The organism is Microvirga sp. M2 (genome assembly GCF_047497095.1).
Classification (GTDB): Bacteria; Pseudomonadota; Alphaproteobacteria; order Rhizobiales; family Beijerinckiaceae; genus Microvirga.
Genome location: NZ_CP134064.1, coordinates 504,372 through 521,145, shown reverse-complemented (window position 1 = coordinate 521,145; position 16,774 = coordinate 504,372). Strand labels below are relative to the sequence as shown.

16 protein-coding genes and 1 pseudogene are annotated in these 16,774 nt (G+C 60.8%); 6 read left to right on the top strand and 11 right to left on the bottom strand.

Features of this window, described 5'->3' with window-relative positions:
• Positions 1-10: 10 nt before the first annotated feature.
• The 3 genes from RE429_RS22130 to RE429_RS22120 all read left to right on the top strand — a co-directional run bounded on the left by RE429_RS22130 (position 11) and on the right by RE429_RS22120 (position 3,265).
• The gene (locus tag RE429_RS22130; protein WP_414475481.1) at positions 11-1,288 is read left to right on the top strand and encodes an MGH1-like glycoside hydrolase domain-containing protein; all 1,278 of its coding nucleotides are present in this window, start codon (positions 11-13) and stop codon (positions 1,286-1,288) included.
• 127 nt (positions 1,289-1,415) lie between these two features.
• Complete coding sequence (locus tag RE429_RS22125) at positions 1,416-1,877, top strand: GNAT family N-acetyltransferase (protein WP_414475884.1); 462 nt, start codon at positions 1,416-1,418, stop codon at positions 1,875-1,877.
• A gap of 440 nt (positions 1,878-2,317) precedes the next feature.
• Positions 2,318-3,265 (top strand): LysR family transcriptional regulator, encoded by a 948-nt coding sequence (locus tag RE429_RS22120; RefSeq protein WP_414475480.1) that lies wholly within the window; start codon positions 2,318-2,320, stop codon positions 3,263-3,265.
• A gap of 85 nt (positions 3,266-3,350) precedes the next feature.
• Here the strand turns inward: RE429_RS22120 and msrA are convergent, their stop codons facing one another.
• From msrA to RE429_RS22085, 7 genes are all read right to left on the bottom strand, one after another.
• Positions 3,351-4,100: a peptide-methionine (S)-S-oxide reductase MsrA gene (msrA, locus tag RE429_RS22115; RefSeq protein ID WP_414475479.1), complete on the bottom strand. Its 750-nt coding sequence runs from the start codon at positions 4,098-4,100 to the stop codon at positions 3,351-3,353.
• A 73-nt stretch (positions 4,101-4,173) separates the two neighbouring features.
• Positions 4,174-4,950 carry a molybdopterin-dependent oxidoreductase gene (locus RE429_RS22110; RefSeq protein WP_414475478.1) on the bottom strand — a complete coding sequence of 259 codons (777 nt, stop codon included), beginning with the start codon at positions 4,948-4,950 and terminating at the stop codon, positions 4,174-4,176.
• Entirely contained in the window at positions 4,940-5,764 is an 825-nt protein-coding gene (locus RE429_RS22105) for a cytochrome b/b6 domain-containing protein (RefSeq protein ID WP_414475477.1), read from the bottom strand. The genes RE429_RS22110 and RE429_RS22105 overlap by 11 nt, the downstream gene beginning before the upstream one ends.
• Positions 5,765-5,874: 110 nt before the next feature.
• Positions 5,875-6,297: a hypothetical protein gene (locus tag RE429_RS22100; protein ID WP_414475476.1), complete on the bottom strand. Its 423-nt coding sequence runs from the start codon at positions 6,295-6,297 to the stop codon at positions 5,875-5,877.
• 20 nt (positions 6,298-6,317) lie between these two features.
• Positions 6,318-7,580 (bottom strand): patatin-like phospholipase family protein, encoded by a 1,263-nt coding sequence (locus tag RE429_RS22095; protein WP_414475475.1) that lies wholly within the window; start codon positions 7,578-7,580, stop codon positions 6,318-6,320.
• A gap of 23 nt (positions 7,581-7,603) precedes the next feature.
• Positions 7,604-8,872, bottom strand: coding sequence for an MFS transporter (locus tag RE429_RS22090; RefSeq protein ID WP_414475883.1), 1,269 nt, complete (start codon positions 8,870-8,872; stop codon positions 7,604-7,606).
• Positions 8,873-8,946: 74 nt separating this feature from the next.
• Positions 8,947-9,444, bottom strand: coding sequence for a cupin domain-containing protein (locus RE429_RS22085; RefSeq protein ID WP_414475474.1), 498 nt, complete (start codon positions 9,442-9,444; stop codon positions 8,947-8,949).
• Between the two features lie 108 nt (positions 9,445-9,552).
• Here RE429_RS22085 and RE429_RS22080 point away from each other — a divergent pair, with 108 nt between their 5' ends.
• On the top strand, positions 9,553-9,825 hold the full coding sequence (locus tag RE429_RS22080) for a hypothetical protein (protein WP_414475473.1): 273 nt from the start codon (positions 9,553-9,555) through the stop codon (positions 9,823-9,825).
• 129 nt (positions 9,826-9,954) lie between these two features.
• Positions 9,955-10,449, top strand: a complete 495-nt coding sequence (locus RE429_RS22075) for a DUF302 domain-containing protein (RefSeq protein WP_414475472.1) — start codon at positions 9,955-9,957, stop codon at positions 10,447-10,449.
• Positions 10,450-10,633: 184 nt separating this feature from the next.
• Here RE429_RS22075 and RE429_RS22070 read toward each other — a convergent pair.
• Positions 10,634-11,089: pseudogene (locus tag RE429_RS22070) on the bottom strand (DDE-type integrase/transposase/recombinase); the annotation flags it as partial.
• Positions 11,090-11,228: 139 nt separating this feature from the next.
• Positions 11,229-12,167: a class I SAM-dependent methyltransferase gene (locus RE429_RS22065; RefSeq protein WP_414475471.1), complete on the bottom strand. Its 939-nt coding sequence runs from the start codon at positions 12,165-12,167 to the stop codon at positions 11,229-11,231.
• A gap of 728 nt (positions 12,168-12,895) precedes the next feature.
• Here RE429_RS22065 and RE429_RS22060 point away from each other — a divergent pair.
• The gene (locus tag RE429_RS22060) at positions 12,896-13,651 is read left to right on the top strand and encodes a polysaccharide deacetylase family protein (protein WP_414475470.1); all 756 of its coding nucleotides are present in this window, start codon (positions 12,896-12,898) and stop codon (positions 13,649-13,651) included.
• Positions 13,652-13,704: 53 nt separating this feature from the next.
• Here RE429_RS22060 and RE429_RS22055 read toward each other — a convergent pair whose 3' ends face one another.
• On the bottom strand, positions 13,705-15,234 hold the full coding sequence (locus RE429_RS22055; protein ID WP_414475469.1) for an O-antigen ligase family protein: 1,530 nt from the start codon (positions 15,232-15,234) through the stop codon (positions 13,705-13,707).
• Between the two features lie 637 nt (positions 15,235-15,871).
• Positions 15,872-16,456 carry an acyloxyacyl hydrolase gene (locus RE429_RS22050; protein ID WP_414475468.1) on the bottom strand — a complete coding sequence of 195 codons (585 nt, stop codon included), beginning with the start codon at positions 16,454-16,456 and terminating at the stop codon, positions 15,872-15,874.
• Between the last annotated feature and the right edge of the window lie 318 nt (positions 16,457-16,774).

Here is a 16,774-nt window from a genome sequence, read left to right as displayed (position 1 = left end):
GACATTCGATATGGACATGCCTCCGAAGGAAGAAGCCGCACGCGCCATTCTCGCACGCAATGATCGTGGCGGTTACACGGTGCCCACCGACCGGCTTTATCCGTTCCAGTGGAATTGGGATTCTGCCTTCGTGGCCATGGGTTTTGCGATCTTCGACGTAGACCGAGCCTACCGCGAGCTGGAGCGTCTGGCCGAAGGCCAGTGGGATGACGGCATGATCCCGCACATTGTGTTCCACGCGCCAAGCGATACCTATTTTCCCGGCCCGGATGTATGGGGCACGCGCCACCGCATTCCGACATCGGGCATTACGCAGCCGCCGGTCTTCGGCATGGCCCTGCGCCACGTTCACGAGGCCGCTCTCGCAAGTGGCGCGGCCGGCGCAACGGATCGCACGAAAATGCTGTTCCAGGCTGCGTTGCGCTCACATCGCTGGTGGCTGAGCGCGCGCGATCCGGAAGGGCTCGGCCTCGTGTCGATCCTTCACCCCTGGGAAAGCGGCAGCGACAACTCGCCGGCTTGGGATGAGGCGCTGGCCCGCGTGCCGACCACCACGACCACGACGATCCGCCGCAAGGACACGGGCCACGTGGACGCCTCCATGCGCCCGCGGGACGAGGATTACCAGCGCTTCATCCATCTCGTCGACATTTATCGGGATTGCGGCTGGGATCCGAAGCGGCAATGGGCGGTCGCTCCCTTCAAGGTGGCCGACGTGCAGATGACCGGAATCCTGGCGCGCGCGACGGCCGATCTCATTCATTTGGCCGGAACCTTTGGGACTGACGAGGAGAGGGCCGAGCTCTCGCGCATGCATGAGACGTTGCTCAATGGCCTCGCCCGCCGCTGGCGCCCGGAGCTTTCGCGCTTCGTCTCTCTCGACCTGATCTCGGGGCGTGACATCGAAACGCCAACCCAGGCCGCCTTCATTCCGCTCGTCGCCCTGAAGCTGGACGAGGCTCAGCGTGATGCTGTCGCGGCGGAGATCGAGCGCTGGCTCGATGGCATGGTCGTCGGCGTTCCCTCTGCGCCGTCCTTCTCGCCGTCCTTTGAACCGAAGCGCTATTGGCGCGGCCCGGTCTGGGCCGTCGTCAACTGGCTCATCTCGGACGGCTTACGCCTGAACGGATCGGAGGGGCTCGCCCGCCGGATCGAGCAGACGACCGTTCGGGCCATCGAGAACGCCGGCTTCTGTGAATATTTCGATCCGACGACAGGCGAGGGCCTGGGCGGGGATGCCTTCACCTGGACGGCTGCCGCTTATCTTGTTCTCAGAGGCCGCAAGTAGCTTCACGGAAGGCAGCGCATTCACCCTTTCGACCGTGTTTCATAGGGCTGGTTCCACGAACGGCGCGGCTCTCTTCTCGCGTAAGACCGGATCATGGGGGGCGATAGCATGTCGGAGCCTCGAGTTGGTGAACATAACGTTCGAGGATGATCCAAACGGAACTCTCGCTGATGAGGTTGAGCGCAAGCTCCTCGACGCACTGCGACAGAACGTTCCCCCAAGCGATGGGAAGCCACTCGCGCTGATCGCCCGGGACCTGCAGGGAAGCATGGTTGCCGGCCTCATCGGCTCGACATCCTATGGCTGGCTTCTTGTAAAGATGCTCTGGGTTTCGGAGGAGCTTCGGGGCCAGGGGGTTGGATCGAGGCTCATGGCGGAAGCCGAGACCATCGCCCGGTCGCGCGGCTGTCATGGGGCATGGCTCGATACATCCAGCGCAGGAGCTGAACGGTTCTACGTCAAGCTCGGTTACAAGCCATTCGGAGTTTTGACGAATGGTCCTGCTGAGCAGCCCCGAGGGCATCGTCGCGCCTTTCTCGCCAAGCGCCTGACCGAGGAATGGCCCGCCATACCTGGGATCCTGTCGTAAGCGGCCTTTGAATTTCCATCCCGACAAGAGGGCGGTCTATCGTGAGAGGAGGCGTGGCCCAGAATGTCTCCTTCTGGCGCTCCCCGGAATCTGCTGGCTTGGCGGGTGGCCGATCCATCCCGCTCAAGCGGCTAGAGCCTTTTCCATGACCTTCGGTTCATGGAAAAGGCTCTTGTTGTTTGAGAAAGACGCCTTTTCTTCGCAAAACCGGCATCCACTTTTGCGGAAAAGGCTCTAGAGCGTCGGAGGATGCGCACGCTCGGCGAGCCGGTGAGTCCTTGAGTTTGCCGTCTTTACCCGCAGAATAGGAAGCCGAGGTCGTCCGGCTCTCCAGCCCTTATGGCGGCGGTTTCCATCTCCGTCGCGATGAAGCAGAGTGCATGATCAGACGAAGGGGATGTGTTTAGGTTTATCCAGGGCAACCTTTCGGGAGGTTGGTTATGGAAATGCATCAGGTGCGGTATTTCCTGGCCCTGTGCGAGGACCTGAACTTCACCCATGCGGCCGAGCGCTGCCATGTGGCTCAACCCTCCCTGACACGGGCGATACGGCAACTGGAGCAGGAACTCGGAGGTGTGCTCTTCCATCGCGAGCGCGCCCACACGCACCTGTCGGAACTCGGCCGGATCGTCCGCCCGCATCTGGAGCAGGTCTATCGCGAGATGCAGGAGGCCAAGCGTCGGGCGGGGGATTTTGCTAAGCTGACACATACGCCCCTTAAGCTCGGCATCATGTGCACCATCGCTCCCGATCAGATCGTCGATCTCGTCAGTGCTGTAAGGACACGGCATGAAGGGGTTGAGCTGAAGATGGCCGATGCCAATGCCTGGGAACTGGAGGAACGGCTCCTCCAGGGGGATTTGGAGGTGGCCATCTATTGCATTCCCGGCAAGGAGCCGGACGAGCGGCTCCATGTCCTTCCGCTGTTCCGGGAGCAAATCGTGGCGGCGCTCGGATCTCGCCACCGCCTGGCGAGTCGAAACGCCGTCCGGGTAAAGGACCTTGACGGGGAGTGCTATATCCATCGCACGAATTGTGAGTTTGCAGGCTACGCCGATCCGGTGTTCCAGGCGCAGAACGTCAATTGCACCGCCGTCTATTGGAGCGAGCGGGACGACTGGACGTTGGCCATGGTCGCAGCAGGTCTGGGCTGGGCCTTCATGCCGGAGAACTCGGTCCATCATTCGGCCGTGGTCGGCCGGCCGATCATCGAGCCGGAGTTCTGGCGCGAGGTGAACCTTGTGACCGTGAGGGGCCGGCCCCACTCGCCGGCTGTCGGGGCGCTGGTCCGTGAGGCAACGCGCATGCGGTGGTTCGGGAAGCAGGCTTTGGCGGTGGAGCGCTCCCGCGACATGCCGGAAACAGCCGACCTGCCCATCCCGAGCTGATGGATCCGCAGAGTTCGAGCGGTCCTGCGTGGCCATCGGCTGACATGTGTCACCCGGCTCGAACCGACGTCTGTGCCGGCGGTACTCAGGTTCCCGATTTTGTGACCAGGACGGGGTCGTCGCGATACAGCGCCGGGAACAGCCGTCTCAGGTCGGCGACCTTCGGGAGATCGTTGATAACGATGTAGGGCTGATGGGGGTGCAGGGTCAGAAAATCCTGATGGTAGGCTTCAGCCGGATAGAACCCGGTCTGCCGATCCGCCGTGGTGACGATCGGCCTTGGAAAGACCCGGGCCCGATTCAGCTGGTCGATGTAAGCCCGTGCGACCTCGCGTTGGGCGTCGTTGTCGGCAAAGATCGCGGAGCGATATTGGGATCCGACATCCGGCCCCTGCCGATCGAGCTCCGTCGGGTCGTGCACCACCGAGAAATAGATCTGCAGGATCTGGCCCAAACTGACCTGGTGAGGATCAAACGTCACTTTGACGGATTCCGCATGATGGGTCCGGCCTGAGCTGACGGTCTCGTAATGCGCCGTGCCCGAGGTTCCGCCGGAATAGCCGGAGACGGCGCTCGTCACGCCTTTCACATGCTGGAAAACGCCCTGGACGCCCCAGAAGCAGCCGCCCGCCAGGACGATGGTTTCGGAGTTCGCGCTGATAGGCTCGTCGACCGCCGGCGGCGGGAGAGCGGCCGCTGCGCTGGCAGACCAGTCAAACAGGCGCCAGAGACCCAATCCGATCGCGGCAGCCACCAGGAGTGGTCCGCCGACATTCGTCTTCAGGTGCTGCCGAAGAGCTGCGGTGAGCCGGCTGACGGTTGCGTCGGATGACATCGGTTGCTCCTCCAAACCCGAACGACGATTGGCCAGAATGACGGCGGGTGACGAGAATACGAAGAAGGGTCGATCAGATGCCCGCGTACCACTCATAGCCGCGGTCCTCCCAGAAGCCGCCGCGGCCAGAACCGATTCCGGCAAGGCTCTCCACGAGTTCGACCCTCATGATGTACTTCGCCATCTTGTAGCCGAGCTGACGCTCCACCCGCAGCCGCAGCGGCGCCCCGTGCGGGACCGGCAGCGGATGGCCGTTCATGTCGTAGGCCAGGATCGTCTGCGGATGATAGGCGTCCTCGAAGCCGAGACTCTCATAGTATTGCCCATCGACACCCGCGCCCGGCTCCAGCGCGTCGGCGCAGCGGAAGACGACATAGCGTGCCCGGGGCCGTGCCCCGGCCTGTTCCAGCACATGCGCCAGCGGGACGCCCGTCCACTTGCCGATGCAGCTCCAGCCTTCGACGCAATCATGCCGCGTGATCTGCGTGCGCGCGGGCATCGCCCGGAGCTCGGCGAGAGAGAGCTGTTGCGGGCGCTCGACCAGTCCGCCGACTTCGAGGCGCCAATCGACGAAGCCCTTCTCGGCGAGGGTCTGGTAATCGAAATCGTCGATCGAGGTCGAGCCATTCGCCCTGAACTCCGGCGAGAGATCCGCCTCCGTGTATTCGCGGGCAAGCGGGCCCGAGCCCAGAAGAAATCGTTGTGCCCGCAAGGTGGCGCTCTCGGCGCTTTCCAGGATCTGCCGGAACCACGGCGTTTCGGAGAGGCGATCGCAGCCACCGAGCGCCAGCGTTCCCGCCAACGCGGCGCTACGTTTGAGAAAGCTGCGTCGCTCAGGATCAGTTCGCATGAGCGCCTCCTGGGAGGACGTAGGTTCCGGTGATCATCGAGCGCAGGTTGTTCCAGGCACCCGACAGCAGGACCATGGCCACATGCACGACGACGAAGAGCACCAGCCCGGAGGCGACCAGGAAGTGGATCGTGCGGGCGGACTGTCGGCCTCCAAAGAGCGTGAGGAGCTCCGGAAAGGCGGCATCCATCCCGGGCGACATGGTCAGGCCGGTGAGAACCATGAGCGGCAGCAGCACCAAAGCGACGGCCAGATAGGTCAATTTCTGAAGCACGTTGTAGTGCCGGGCCTCGTCACCGCGTGGGAACCGCAGGAGGAGGTGCTCCCGGACGGTATGTCCGATTGTCCCGAGTTGCAGGCGGGACGGCAGGAGGTCGCGGCGCAAATGGCCGCTGGCGAGACTGTAGAGAAGATAAGCGGTGCCGTTGAGAACGAGCAGCCAGGCGAAGAAGAAGTGCCACCGCCTTCCCGTCGACAGGTCCTGATAACTCGGAATTGTCAGCCAGGACGGAAAGCCGCGCACCCAGACCTGTCCTCCGGGCCCGGTCGAGGCGCCGAGAAAGCCCGTGGTGGTAAACGCATGTCCGAAGATCTGCGTGATGCCCCTGATTCCCGCCTCGTCGCTGCCGGTTGCCGTCAGGGCGAGGATCGGGCGACCGAAGGCAGATGCCTGCCCCCAGTAGAGCGCCGGATGGGCGTTGAAGATCTGGAGGCCGCTCATCAGCAGGACCAGCAGGCAGACGGCATTGATCCAATGGGTCACGCGGACCGCGATGGAGTGCCGGCGGATGGAAGCCGTGGGCTGTTCGACCATAGTCGTCTCCCGTTGCAGGGGCTCCATGCGGTGGTGACGGTACACCCGATCAGGATGCGCGGATGCTCGGACCTCAACACGATTGTGTGACCGCAGGAACCATGGTGCCTCTATCCAGGATGTGCCGGTGTCTCCTCAATGAGCCGTCCAGCCGCCGTCGACCGGCAGGGCGGCGCCCGTGATCGAGGCGGCGGCGTCGCTTGCCGGGGTGGCTTGCCGGGGTCGCTTGCCGGGGTCGTTTGCCAGAGTCGCTTGCCAGAGTCGCTTGCCAGGACAGTTGCGAGCGGCCCGATTTCCTCGACCGTGGCGAAGCACTTGCTCGGCTGCTCCCCCGCAAGGGGATCGTTGATCTTCTTGGGCTTGCCGAAACCGTTGATGACCACCGACGCTCCGGCTGACGCAAAGGCGTGACGATGCCAGGAGGCGTGGACGATGCCAGGACCGATGCCGCTGGCGGAGCCCGTGACAAGCGCCACCTTGCCGTCGAGGATCCTGGCGGTGCCGACCGCCGGCTGAGGGAGGGGGATGGTCATGATACTTCTCCTGCGAGACCTTATCCCGCCGTCATCATCGTGCCGGGTCGGGTCTCATGCAGGATGAAGCCCTCGACGGGATCGAAGTCGCCCGACCAGGGCGCCAGCTCGAGAACGCGGCTCGTGTCGGCATAGCCGGCCTCCCAGCGGCGGCGAATGCCCTGCGGGCTGAAGTCGATGTCCTTGGTGTGGTCATCTCCCTCGAAAGGCGGCGCCAGTAACCGAATAACATGCATGCGGGTCAGGCAGCCGTAAGCAGCCAGCTCCCGCACGGCCTCGGTCCTCTGCTCCCTCTCCGGCAACCGGCGCACGAGTTCGGCGATCACGTGGCGCAGCCGATGGATCTGCTTCTGCCGGGCGATATGGCTGACCGCGCGGCTGCAATACTGGATGTCCTTCTGCCGGCTCATCACCTGCCAGATCGTGTCCGGCTCAGGTCCCTGCGGGTTCCAGATATGGACCGCGAAGATGATCGAGTTTTTCCGCGGGTTGTCGTCGAACACGGCCTCGACCGGCGTGTTCGACAGGATGCCGCCGTCCCAATAGAGATCGCCGTCGATGCGCACCGCCGGAAAGGCCGGGGGAAGAGCGCCGGACGCCATCACGTGCCGGACATCGAGGTCCATGTCGCGGCTGTCGAAATAGCGCATCTCGCTGGTGCGCACATTGGCCGCCCCGACCGTCAGCCGTGTCTCCCGGCCGTTGATCCGGCCGAAATCGACGAGTTCGGACAGGGTCCGCGCGAGAGGGGACGTATCGTAATAGCCGGCAGTCTCCGATCCGAGAGGCACCTGAAGTCCAAGGAATGCCGGCAGGTTCGGCCGGAAGAAGGCCGGAATGCCCTGAGTGACGGTGGTCAGGTTCGTGGCCATCGGCCCCACAAGGGGCCACGCGCCCAGGAGCTCCACCCAGGGGCTGTGCCGCATGCGGCTCCAGAACTCCTGCAGTCGCTCCATCCGGTCCTCGGGCGCATTGCCGGCGATCAGGCTGGCGTTGATGGCACCAATCGACGTGCCGATCACCCAGTCGGGCTCGACCCCGGCGTCGTGCAGGGCCTGATAGGCGCCGACCTGGTAAGCTCCGAGTGCGCCGCCGCCCTGCAGCACGAGAACGATCTGGCCCAACTCCTTCGGGATGCGCCGCCGGCGGGCCGGTACGATGTCCGGGAGCCGTTGCTCGGTGATCGCTTCAGGCGGCGTTCCCGTCCGCTCGAGTTCGCTGAGCACGGCTTCGTCTGAGTCCTTGTCCGTCCCGAGGGTGTCAGGTGTGACATGTTTGAACATGGGGTCCTCCTCTCTCCGAAGCCCTACGCCGAGCCGACGGTTGCCGGAGATGGAGTGGAGACATCTCGCTCCGCCTCGGGCAACAGCCTCTCGGATGCGGGGCGCAGACGGATGGCGAGGAGTGCGGCGACCAAGAGCGAGATCCCGACTCCGATGACACATGCGGCCCAGCCATACCGGTCGAACACCTGCCCCAGAATCGCACTCCCCACCAGCCCGCCCGAGAAGTAGGACGCAAGGTAGAGCCCACTCGCCGAGCCCCGATCCGTCGTGGCCGTCTGGCTGACGAACCCCGTGGCGATCGCCTGGGCAAAGAAGGTGCCGACGCCCACAAGCATCAAGCCGGTCAGGATCGCCGGGAGACTCGGCACGACCAGGAGGGGCAGGCCGAGACCTGCGACGGCCAGCGATCCCCAGAAGGCGGGCCGGGTTCCGAACCGCTGCACCGTGCGACCGGCCAACAGGGTCGTGACGATGGAAGGCGTGAAGACGAAGTAGACGAACCCGAGGCTCATCTGACCGATGGCGATCGGCTCGCGAACGAGCACGAAGTTCACGTAAGTGAAGGTGCCGATGAAGGCGAACAGGATGCAGAAGCCGATGGCGAAGCTGGGCCGCAGGAGCGGGTTGTGCAGATGTTCGGCCCAGATCGAGAATGGCGATGCGCCGGGTTCGTCTTGAGCGGTCATCCTCGCAGGTTGCGTGAGCCAGACATAGACGATTCCGGCGCCGAGCAGGTTCAGGCCCGCCAGGGACAGGAAGGTCGCCGGCAGGCCGAGATGGTCGGCGAGCCCCGCTGCCAAAAGCCGGCCGAAGAGGTTGCTGGCGACGTTGCCGGTGATGTAGGCCGCGAAGGCACCGCCGGCATCCATGGCGCTGCAATGCTCGCCGAGATAGGCGAGGGTGAGCGTGAAAGCCGACGCCATGCACAGCCCCTGGGCGATCCGCAGCGCCGTGAACGTCGCGAGGTTTGGTGCGACCGCCAGCAGGGCTGTCGGGATCGCCAGCACCGTGAGGCTGATCAGGATACCGCGCCGACGATCGATGCGATGGCTGAAGCAGGCGACGGCCAGGCAGGCGATCGCCATGCCTATGGTGGTCGCGTTTACGGCAAAGCCCATCGCGGCCGGCGTCACGCCGTAGCTTCGGGCCAACGCCGGCAGGATCGCCTGAGTGCCGAACAGATCGACCACTGTGAGGAAGGCAATCAGGCCGATCAGAAGAGTCCGCTCGACCGTGCCGGCATGGTGGCCCTGCATCGACATGGCTTGGTTTTGGCTGAACGCTGTCATCATCGTCTCCTGTCGCAGGAGGGGGCTGGCGCTCGGTTCGAGAAGCCGAGCACCCGCCAACGTGGCCGCGCCCGTCACATCATGTGAGGGTCCGCCTTGGGCATGTCGTGGAACACGTCGGAGGACAGCAGCACGACCGGGGCCTTGCTGGTGTTCTTCCACCAATGCTGAACCCCGCTCTTCTCGACCGAAACTTCGCCGGCCTTATGCACGATCGGCACGGAGCAGTTGCTGGCGTATTCCTCGATCGTGCCCGAGACGATGTAGATCAGGGCCGGACGGTCCTCATGGCTGTGCCAGGGCACGACGCCGCCGGGCTGGATGACCAGCTTCCGCGTCCGCAACTGGTGATCGGGGAGATCGACCTTCTCCTTGGAAAGGTCGACCGATGCCAGGATCGTATCCGTAACACCCTTGGGCTGTAGTTCGCCCTGCGTGCGGACGCCAGCCTTCATCTTGTCCGCGGGGCATTCGCCGGCACGTGCAGGAGCGGCCAGAACAGCGCCCGTCAGGAGAGCGACGACGCAAAGTCCGGGCCGGAGCGTAAGGCGGCCCTGAATTCGGTTCAGCATATCCATGTCTCCTCTGTTCCGCTGCGCCCAGATGGAGGCAACCGAGTGGAGCCGGCGCGATGCGGTAGCGTCATGGTCGGTCAGGCCAGGACCGATTGGAAATGCTCCGTGAGCCTCGATTCCATAGCCAGAAGCTATCACCGCAGCGAGTTGATCGGCGGTAGCAAGACTCATCTCGAGCAGGTCTATGCCCAGGCAGAGGCAGCCAAACGGCAGGCCTTCGACCTGGCCAAGCTGAAGATCCCACGATTCCCTCCCGTTCGGTTCCAGCAGCCGGGAGATATTGATCCGATCGCCCGGACCATGAGCTTCGTCCCTGCTTGCGCCGCCGCCGGTTGGGACGTGATCCCGAAAATGGCCGGGTTGGTGAAATACCGTTGAACAATGGAGCCGATAGCGGATGGGTATCGATTTGGGAGCCACTCGGTATTTCAACGGGCAGCCTGCCTTCTCCATGATGCTGCCATGGCTCGCGCACGGTGCGTGAGCGGCGACACGGAGGAGTGCCCGATGACGACCCGCATTGCAGGTTTGTGTGCCGCTGCCCTGGTCCCCTTCGCGCTCGCCCTTTCGCCCGTCCCGACCAGGGCGGAGGATCCTGGCCGGCAGATGTTCGAGAACGGCATCGTGCGCGTGAAAAGCGCTTACCCGTTCAATGAAACCATCGATCGAATCAAGCAAGACGTGGCGGCAAAGGGCATCCTGTTCTTCTTCGCGGTCGATCAGTCCAAGCTTGCTTCTGATGCAGGAATCAGACTGAGACCCTCGACCCTTCTGGTATTCGGCAATCCGGCGCTTGGATCACAGTTCATCACCTCGAACCCGAATGCGGGCCTCGATTGGCCGGTGCGCCTGCTGGTCTCGGAGGATGAGACCGGCGCGGTGTGGACGGCGTATAACGATTTCCAGTACGTCGCCCGCCGGCATGGCATCACGGACCGGGATGCCGCCTTCCAGAAGGCATCCGAGGTGATTACGTCCGTCACCTCGAGCATTGCCAAGTAGAGCAGGGGTAACGGCTGCCGCGCACTCACTGGAACGCCACATCGTGGGGTGCTGCCCTTTAATCGGGCCATGCCGGATCGCAGGAATGTCTGGCATCCGGAAGGGTGATGCCATGCTGGAAGTTCCGCCTGCCCCGAACACGGGGTCTCCATGCGTCGTTTAGATCGCGCTTATCACGCTGGCTCTGCCGTGCATCACGGAAGGCATGATGCGGATCCTCATCACATGGATCTGTCGCAAGTTCAGACATGACCCCCTCCCGGTTGGTTTGGCCGCCGTCGATCAGGATCCGCTCGGGCCGGCCGTGCCACTTCAGAGCCTTGCGCAGAAACCGTCTGGCAGCGGTGAGGTTTCGCCGCTCGCCGAACCGGAACTCAGTCCTATCGCCATTGCTGTCGATGGCTCGATATATGGAGCGCCGCCGGCCTCGAACTTTCACGCCGGTCCCGTCCATGCGTCATCCGCCTGTGACAGCCCGCCGGCGCCGGCTGAAGCGCTCCAGCAGTTCGTGTGAATAGCGGATAACCCAGCTGTGCACTGTCGCGCGGCCAACGGAAATGCCGCGGTCATCCATCGTCTCCTCGAGACTGCGTGGACTCATACTATGAGTGGGATACCACCGGACGCAGAGCGGGATCATCGATCTGTCGAAATGCCTGCCCTTGAATACCGTACCCTTCGCAATCGTAGCTTCGGTCACAGTAGCTGAAACCCTGGAACAAACCTCCTGCTCGATTCTGCGACACAACCTCGAATCCGAGCCAACTCAGAGTCTTGAACTACTCACGGTACAGCATGTAGTAGCCGCTATCTTGCTTGCCAGGTCCGACCGTCACATAGATGTCCTTGAGCAAACGCATGCCCCAATCCCGACTTGACTTGGCGGCCGCGCGGAAAGACCCAAGGTCGATGTCCAAATGACGTGAGCCAAACCGCCCGACCTCAGCCCTCAGACCTTCGCCTCTTGCGAGCGCCGCAACGGCCTTCAGGGAAAACGAATTCACATGCTCCAGAGGAATGATCGTGCTGTAATCCGTGTATTCCCGCCGTTTATAACCCTCCTCATAAGGAGACCAATCAATCATACCATGCTTGCGTAAGAGTTTGCGTATTCTCCCTTGCTTGGGCATCGCCATCTTGAAGACACCTCCTTCTGCCAGGCACGCCGCGAGTTCGGCAAAGACCCCACGAGGATCGGCAAGATGCTCAAAGACTTGCTCCGTATGAACGACGTCGAAGCGAAAGGACGGCAGCTCGCTCTGAGTGATGATCTTGACGCCGATCGATTGAGCAAACGCGATCTTGTCGGGTGAAATTTCAGTCGCGAACACCTCCGCGCCCATGGCAACTGCGACACGGGCCCAGCGACCGTATCCGAAACCGAAATCCAGCATTCGTATGTCTCTCGGTTGCTTTCCTATGGTTTCAAAAAGATCCGATAAGCGGCGCCCGATTTCGCGGAAGTTCTCCAAAGTCAGACGAGAAAGCTCCAGTTCCTTCAGGCGCTTGGGATCGATGAACTGGTCATACAGAACGGCCAGCATCTCATTGATTGGAGCCATCTTCTGGAAGATCAGCGAACATTCGGAGCATTCCTGGATAGTGTAGTCGACACCTTCAAGAAGATCGAACGATACAGTTCCCTGGGTGCGGTAATGACTGAGGAGAAGGCTCCTGAGCCTTGGATCACTGTAGGGCGCACTGAAGAGGGTCGACACTTGCGGTGAACTGCATACCGGACAGATTCGCCTCTCCAGAAAGAGCTCTCGACTGCATAGATCTGCTTCCATCTGAGACAAATCTCCAAAGGACGAGTTAAGCTTGATTGGCTACTTACATGACTGCTCTGGTTACCAAGCAGGTCTCAGGGCCGAAAAACCGCGGTAATCCCTCAAAGAGATCCGTCTTGCCACAAGCACGCGGGCCACTGCCGATCTGATAATCGAGCCCCGCCGCCGCAATAGTCTCTCCCGGCACAGATTTGCACTCACCGATCCAGACTAAGCGGATAATACATTTTCGAAGCGAACCTGGGATGGTGCATAAGTGTGAGGAGACTTGCTTTCGAACGGATTTACGCAATCTATTGTGAAGCTTTGCTCTTCCTCAGCCGAGCAACCTGCCGCCTGAACCCGCGAACGTCAAGGATAGAACACGTCAATCTGTTTCTGGCGCCGCTCATGCGTGGATCATGACGCTATCAATCGTTTAAGCGACAGGGGCCGAGCGGACTTTCAAGATCATCGAATATGTCCGCCTAAACGACAACCTTTCGAGGCGCTTCTTTAAATTTCACCATGCATCCTTCCTTAGGGCTATAGGATCTTTACTTAAGAGAAATTGTGATCATGCGCGAGTATGCTGTTCATGTCTGGGAACTTCAAAGCGTTCAACGAAGACACCTATTTGCCCGGGAGATCGATCGAAGTGAAAGCGCGAGGAGATTATGGAACTCGGCCTGATTAATGTAGTGCGAAAAAAAATAGAGGAGTTGGTCCCGGTCGCGCCAATCAGCATTTCGCTGGATCAGCCTTTAATGAGTGTCACCTTTGATGACTTTCCCCGTAGTGCCTGGCTGGAGACGAAGGATCTCCTTCATGATTGCGAGGTTAAGGCCACATTCTATGTCAGTGGCTCATTCGTAGGCCGCACTATCGATAGTATCGACTTCTACAAGGAGGAGGATCTCGCCGAGGTCGACGAGAACGGTCATGAAATAGGCTGCCATACTTACTATCATGAAAGTTGCGTCCTTCATTCACTCGGTAGACTCGGGGAATCCGTCGAGAAAAATATCGAGTATGTTCGGGACGTCATCGGCAGGTACGAACCCACCGCCTTCGCCTATCCATATGGACATTCGCTCCTCGCATCGCGCCATATGCTCAGTCGGAGATTCCTCACGTGCCGTGGGGTCAGCAGGCAGTGGGACACCAGGGTCTATGATCGATCGCTTGTACCGAGCATCGGCCTTGAAAAGCGTAGAAGACATCTGAACGACTGGAATACGATCTTGGAATCGGTCGCGCATCACAGGGGCTGGCTCACGATCTTCACGCATGACGTCAGTGCTCATCCATCGGAGTACGGATGCACGCAGAGCGAACTTCATCGGCTGATTCAACTCGCAAGATCTTACGGTTATGGCTTTGCTACGATGACTGAAGCGTACAGGTTGTTGGCAGGAAATAGAAGCATGTGACATTTCCATTGTCGGGTCCTGTTCATCGCGACGGTCACGAGAGAGTTTCCCCTCTATGTCCCGGCAGGATCTCCAGCCATGAGGCGGTTTGGGCCTGCCGCTCGGTTGATATGCGACGCAGATCTCGATACGGAACGGGAATTCTGCAACGCGAGTGCGTCGAGCGCGATCGCCAAGAAGGCCACTAATGTCAGGAGAAACGGGTTCGATGCGATGTGAACTTCCGTGATGCCGACAATCGTCAGGTATGGCGTGACGTAGGAGGCGAGAGATTGCCGACGGGCGAACCATCGATAGACAAGAATGACATAGGCCGCAATCAGCGGAAATGTTCCAACGAATCCAACGGTCAGAAGAGCCTGGAGGAATGTGTTGTGGGCATTATACCCTGCATCGGGATTTCCGTACCAATTTTGCGCCAGAACGGCTTCTGCGCTGTTGAAGCCATAGCCGAAGAACGGGCGCCTCATGATCGTGTCCCAAACGAAGGACCAGAGCTCGGTTCGGCCTGTCATCGTCAGGATCTCACCCGCGTCTCCGGTACGGCTTGCCGGACTGACAAGCTCGTCGAGTCCAGGCATCAGACCCAAGCCGGCTGCAAGTGCAAATGCAACGCCACAAACCGATATCAGGACAAGGAACGGCAGTCCCCAGCCCCGTGCTCTTATTTGAGCGGCTGCCGCGGCAAGCACCAGTGCAAGTGCGGATGTCCGGCTTCCCGTGTTCAGGATCGTGATCGCAGCCAAAAGACCGATCGCCCACGCCCATTTCTTGCTCAAGTGTCCACGCGATACCGCTGTCAGCATGATACAAAGGAGGCAAGATACCTCCACCGCGAGCATGTTGGGATGGGATGATAGCCCAAAAAGACGATAGATCTCCCGGTCTCCATAAGGTGGGAGGAATGCCTGATCGGGAAACAGCAGAGCATAAAGCCATGTGGCTAAGAAGTACCCTGCCATGCAGAACGTAAGCGTTCGGAGAATTGTCCGCTCAGCGACGTTGGCCGCGATGAAGCAGGCAAAGAGCAGATATCCCGCGACACCGAGTGCACAAACAGCAGAGTACAGTGGGACGGGCGAATACAAACTGGAGATCAATCCGAAACTGATGAAGCTTAAGAAGCCCAGGATCACGCTATCTTTGAGCAGGTCCCCATATGACCTGATTTTGACGATGCATATTCCGAGAAGTAAAAACCAGAGTACGAGCTTGATCCCATTCTGCCAGTCGAGGCCAATGGTTCCGATTTCACGACTCCGGAAGCTGAGTGCCGGAACGATGACCACGAACCCGAGGAACGCCAGGATGGCCCACTGCCTGTCCGTCAGGAGCGCAAGTATGCAGGTAACCCCGGTGACAACACCAAGAATGGTAAGCGGCAATAGATAAATCAGGGAGGGCTGAAGACCAGCGGCGAGAGACGAGATCCAGGATGCCGTTATGAGAGCGGCGCAGGCGCAGCGCCACCAGTCGACCGAATTCATGCGATAGCACCATTCATGTGACAGCACCCCAGCGGCATGACCCTGCTGCAAATCCTGGGCATTGTGATCCGTCAGCGCGCCGTCGGAAGATGCCATTTCAGTATTTCCGCTGATGTTTCCACTGTATCCGCTTCCCTGATGGCTCCTGGCTGACGACTGCAGTCACTGAGCAGACTCCCTGTCCCTTTGCCTGACGGTAGTCGGTCTATCAGACCTCCATCTGCGAACTGCGGCAGCCCGGCGACCGAATCTGAAGGACGCGAAGGGCCGATCGGATGGTCCGCCGAGGTCATACGCTCGCGAACAGCAGACACGCTTCTCAAAGACCAATGCAGCCAAGTTCTCCTCGAACAATGAAAGGCCAAACCCCCGGCGCTTCCTCAATGATGCGTTCTTATTTCAAGACAATGGATACTTGAATATATCGTAAGGTATATAGCGAGTTGCTGTTTCACTAAGTCGTTGTCGCCAATCGCCGCGGCCTGAGCACAAGGGGGGGCGCTGCAACGCTCCTCCTGTACTACTTTCGAGAAAGTATATGCTTTTGGGTGATAGGAGGCGGCAATGATCGCCGACGGGTACTGTCAACTTGACGCTGATGATGGCAACACCGCCGTCAGGTCGGTCCACGTTATCCTCTCAACGCAGCTTCAGTTGCTCTGTTGCATTGCCAAGCGGATGCCGTCCAGCAATGGGGGTGCCAACGTGAGCCCATCGAGGCCCCATCTTCCCCTTAAAAGGTGTAGCCCACCTTCAGGCCAAAATTGGTGAGCCCACGATTGTTCGAGCACAAACCGGCGTTCGAGAGGTGTTCCACGGTCGCCATCACGGTCCAGTTTTCCGTCACACGCATGCCGACCGAACCAGACTCGCGGAACAGAGCAGTGCAGCCGAGTGCGTTGTGATGGTCGTCGATCGGGTCGGTTTCGCCATTGTGAACGGCGCCGCCAAAGCTCCCTTCCACAAAAATGGCCTGCGTTATGTCGAAGGTCCATGTCAGGCCGGCATAGGCGAAGCTGGTGTTCCCGGCGAGGTTGAGGCTGCCTCCCACATGGATGCGGGGAATTAACAAATTGAGGACCGGGTCGGCTGCAGCGAATGGCCGAACCGACAGAATCTCACCGGTCAAATTGGCCGATCCGCTTTCCGGTCCGGTTGGGTCCTGCGCCGTCACGCCGAAGCGGATTTCCGAGATAAAGCTCGGGGCCGAGCGCGGCAGGGGAGGGAGCGGCGCCGCACCTTGCGGCAGAAGGTCCGCCGCACGGACTGCCGTCCCGCCGGCAGCCAAAGCCAGCGCCGCAACGAGAAGCCGCTTCATGGATGCGCCCCCAACGATCTTGCACTTGCTTGTTCATACCCTATGAGGGGCGCCTTCGCACGAGCAGCAAAGTGGGTAGCCGATCAGAAATCGCCGGTGCTGGATCCTGGTGATAGGGGGGCGTCGAGCCGCGTGGATTTTTCGCTCCAGGCACGAGTGCCGATGGGCATCGGTGCATGAAGAGCGAAGGCGCTGGGCGGATCGGGTAGGGCGTTTTGCCTCCCACTGGGAACATCTATTCCTATGGGCATGAGCAAACCCGGCTGCTACAGGCGCTTTCAGGCGAGATGCCGGATCCTGTTTCGGATGGATATAACG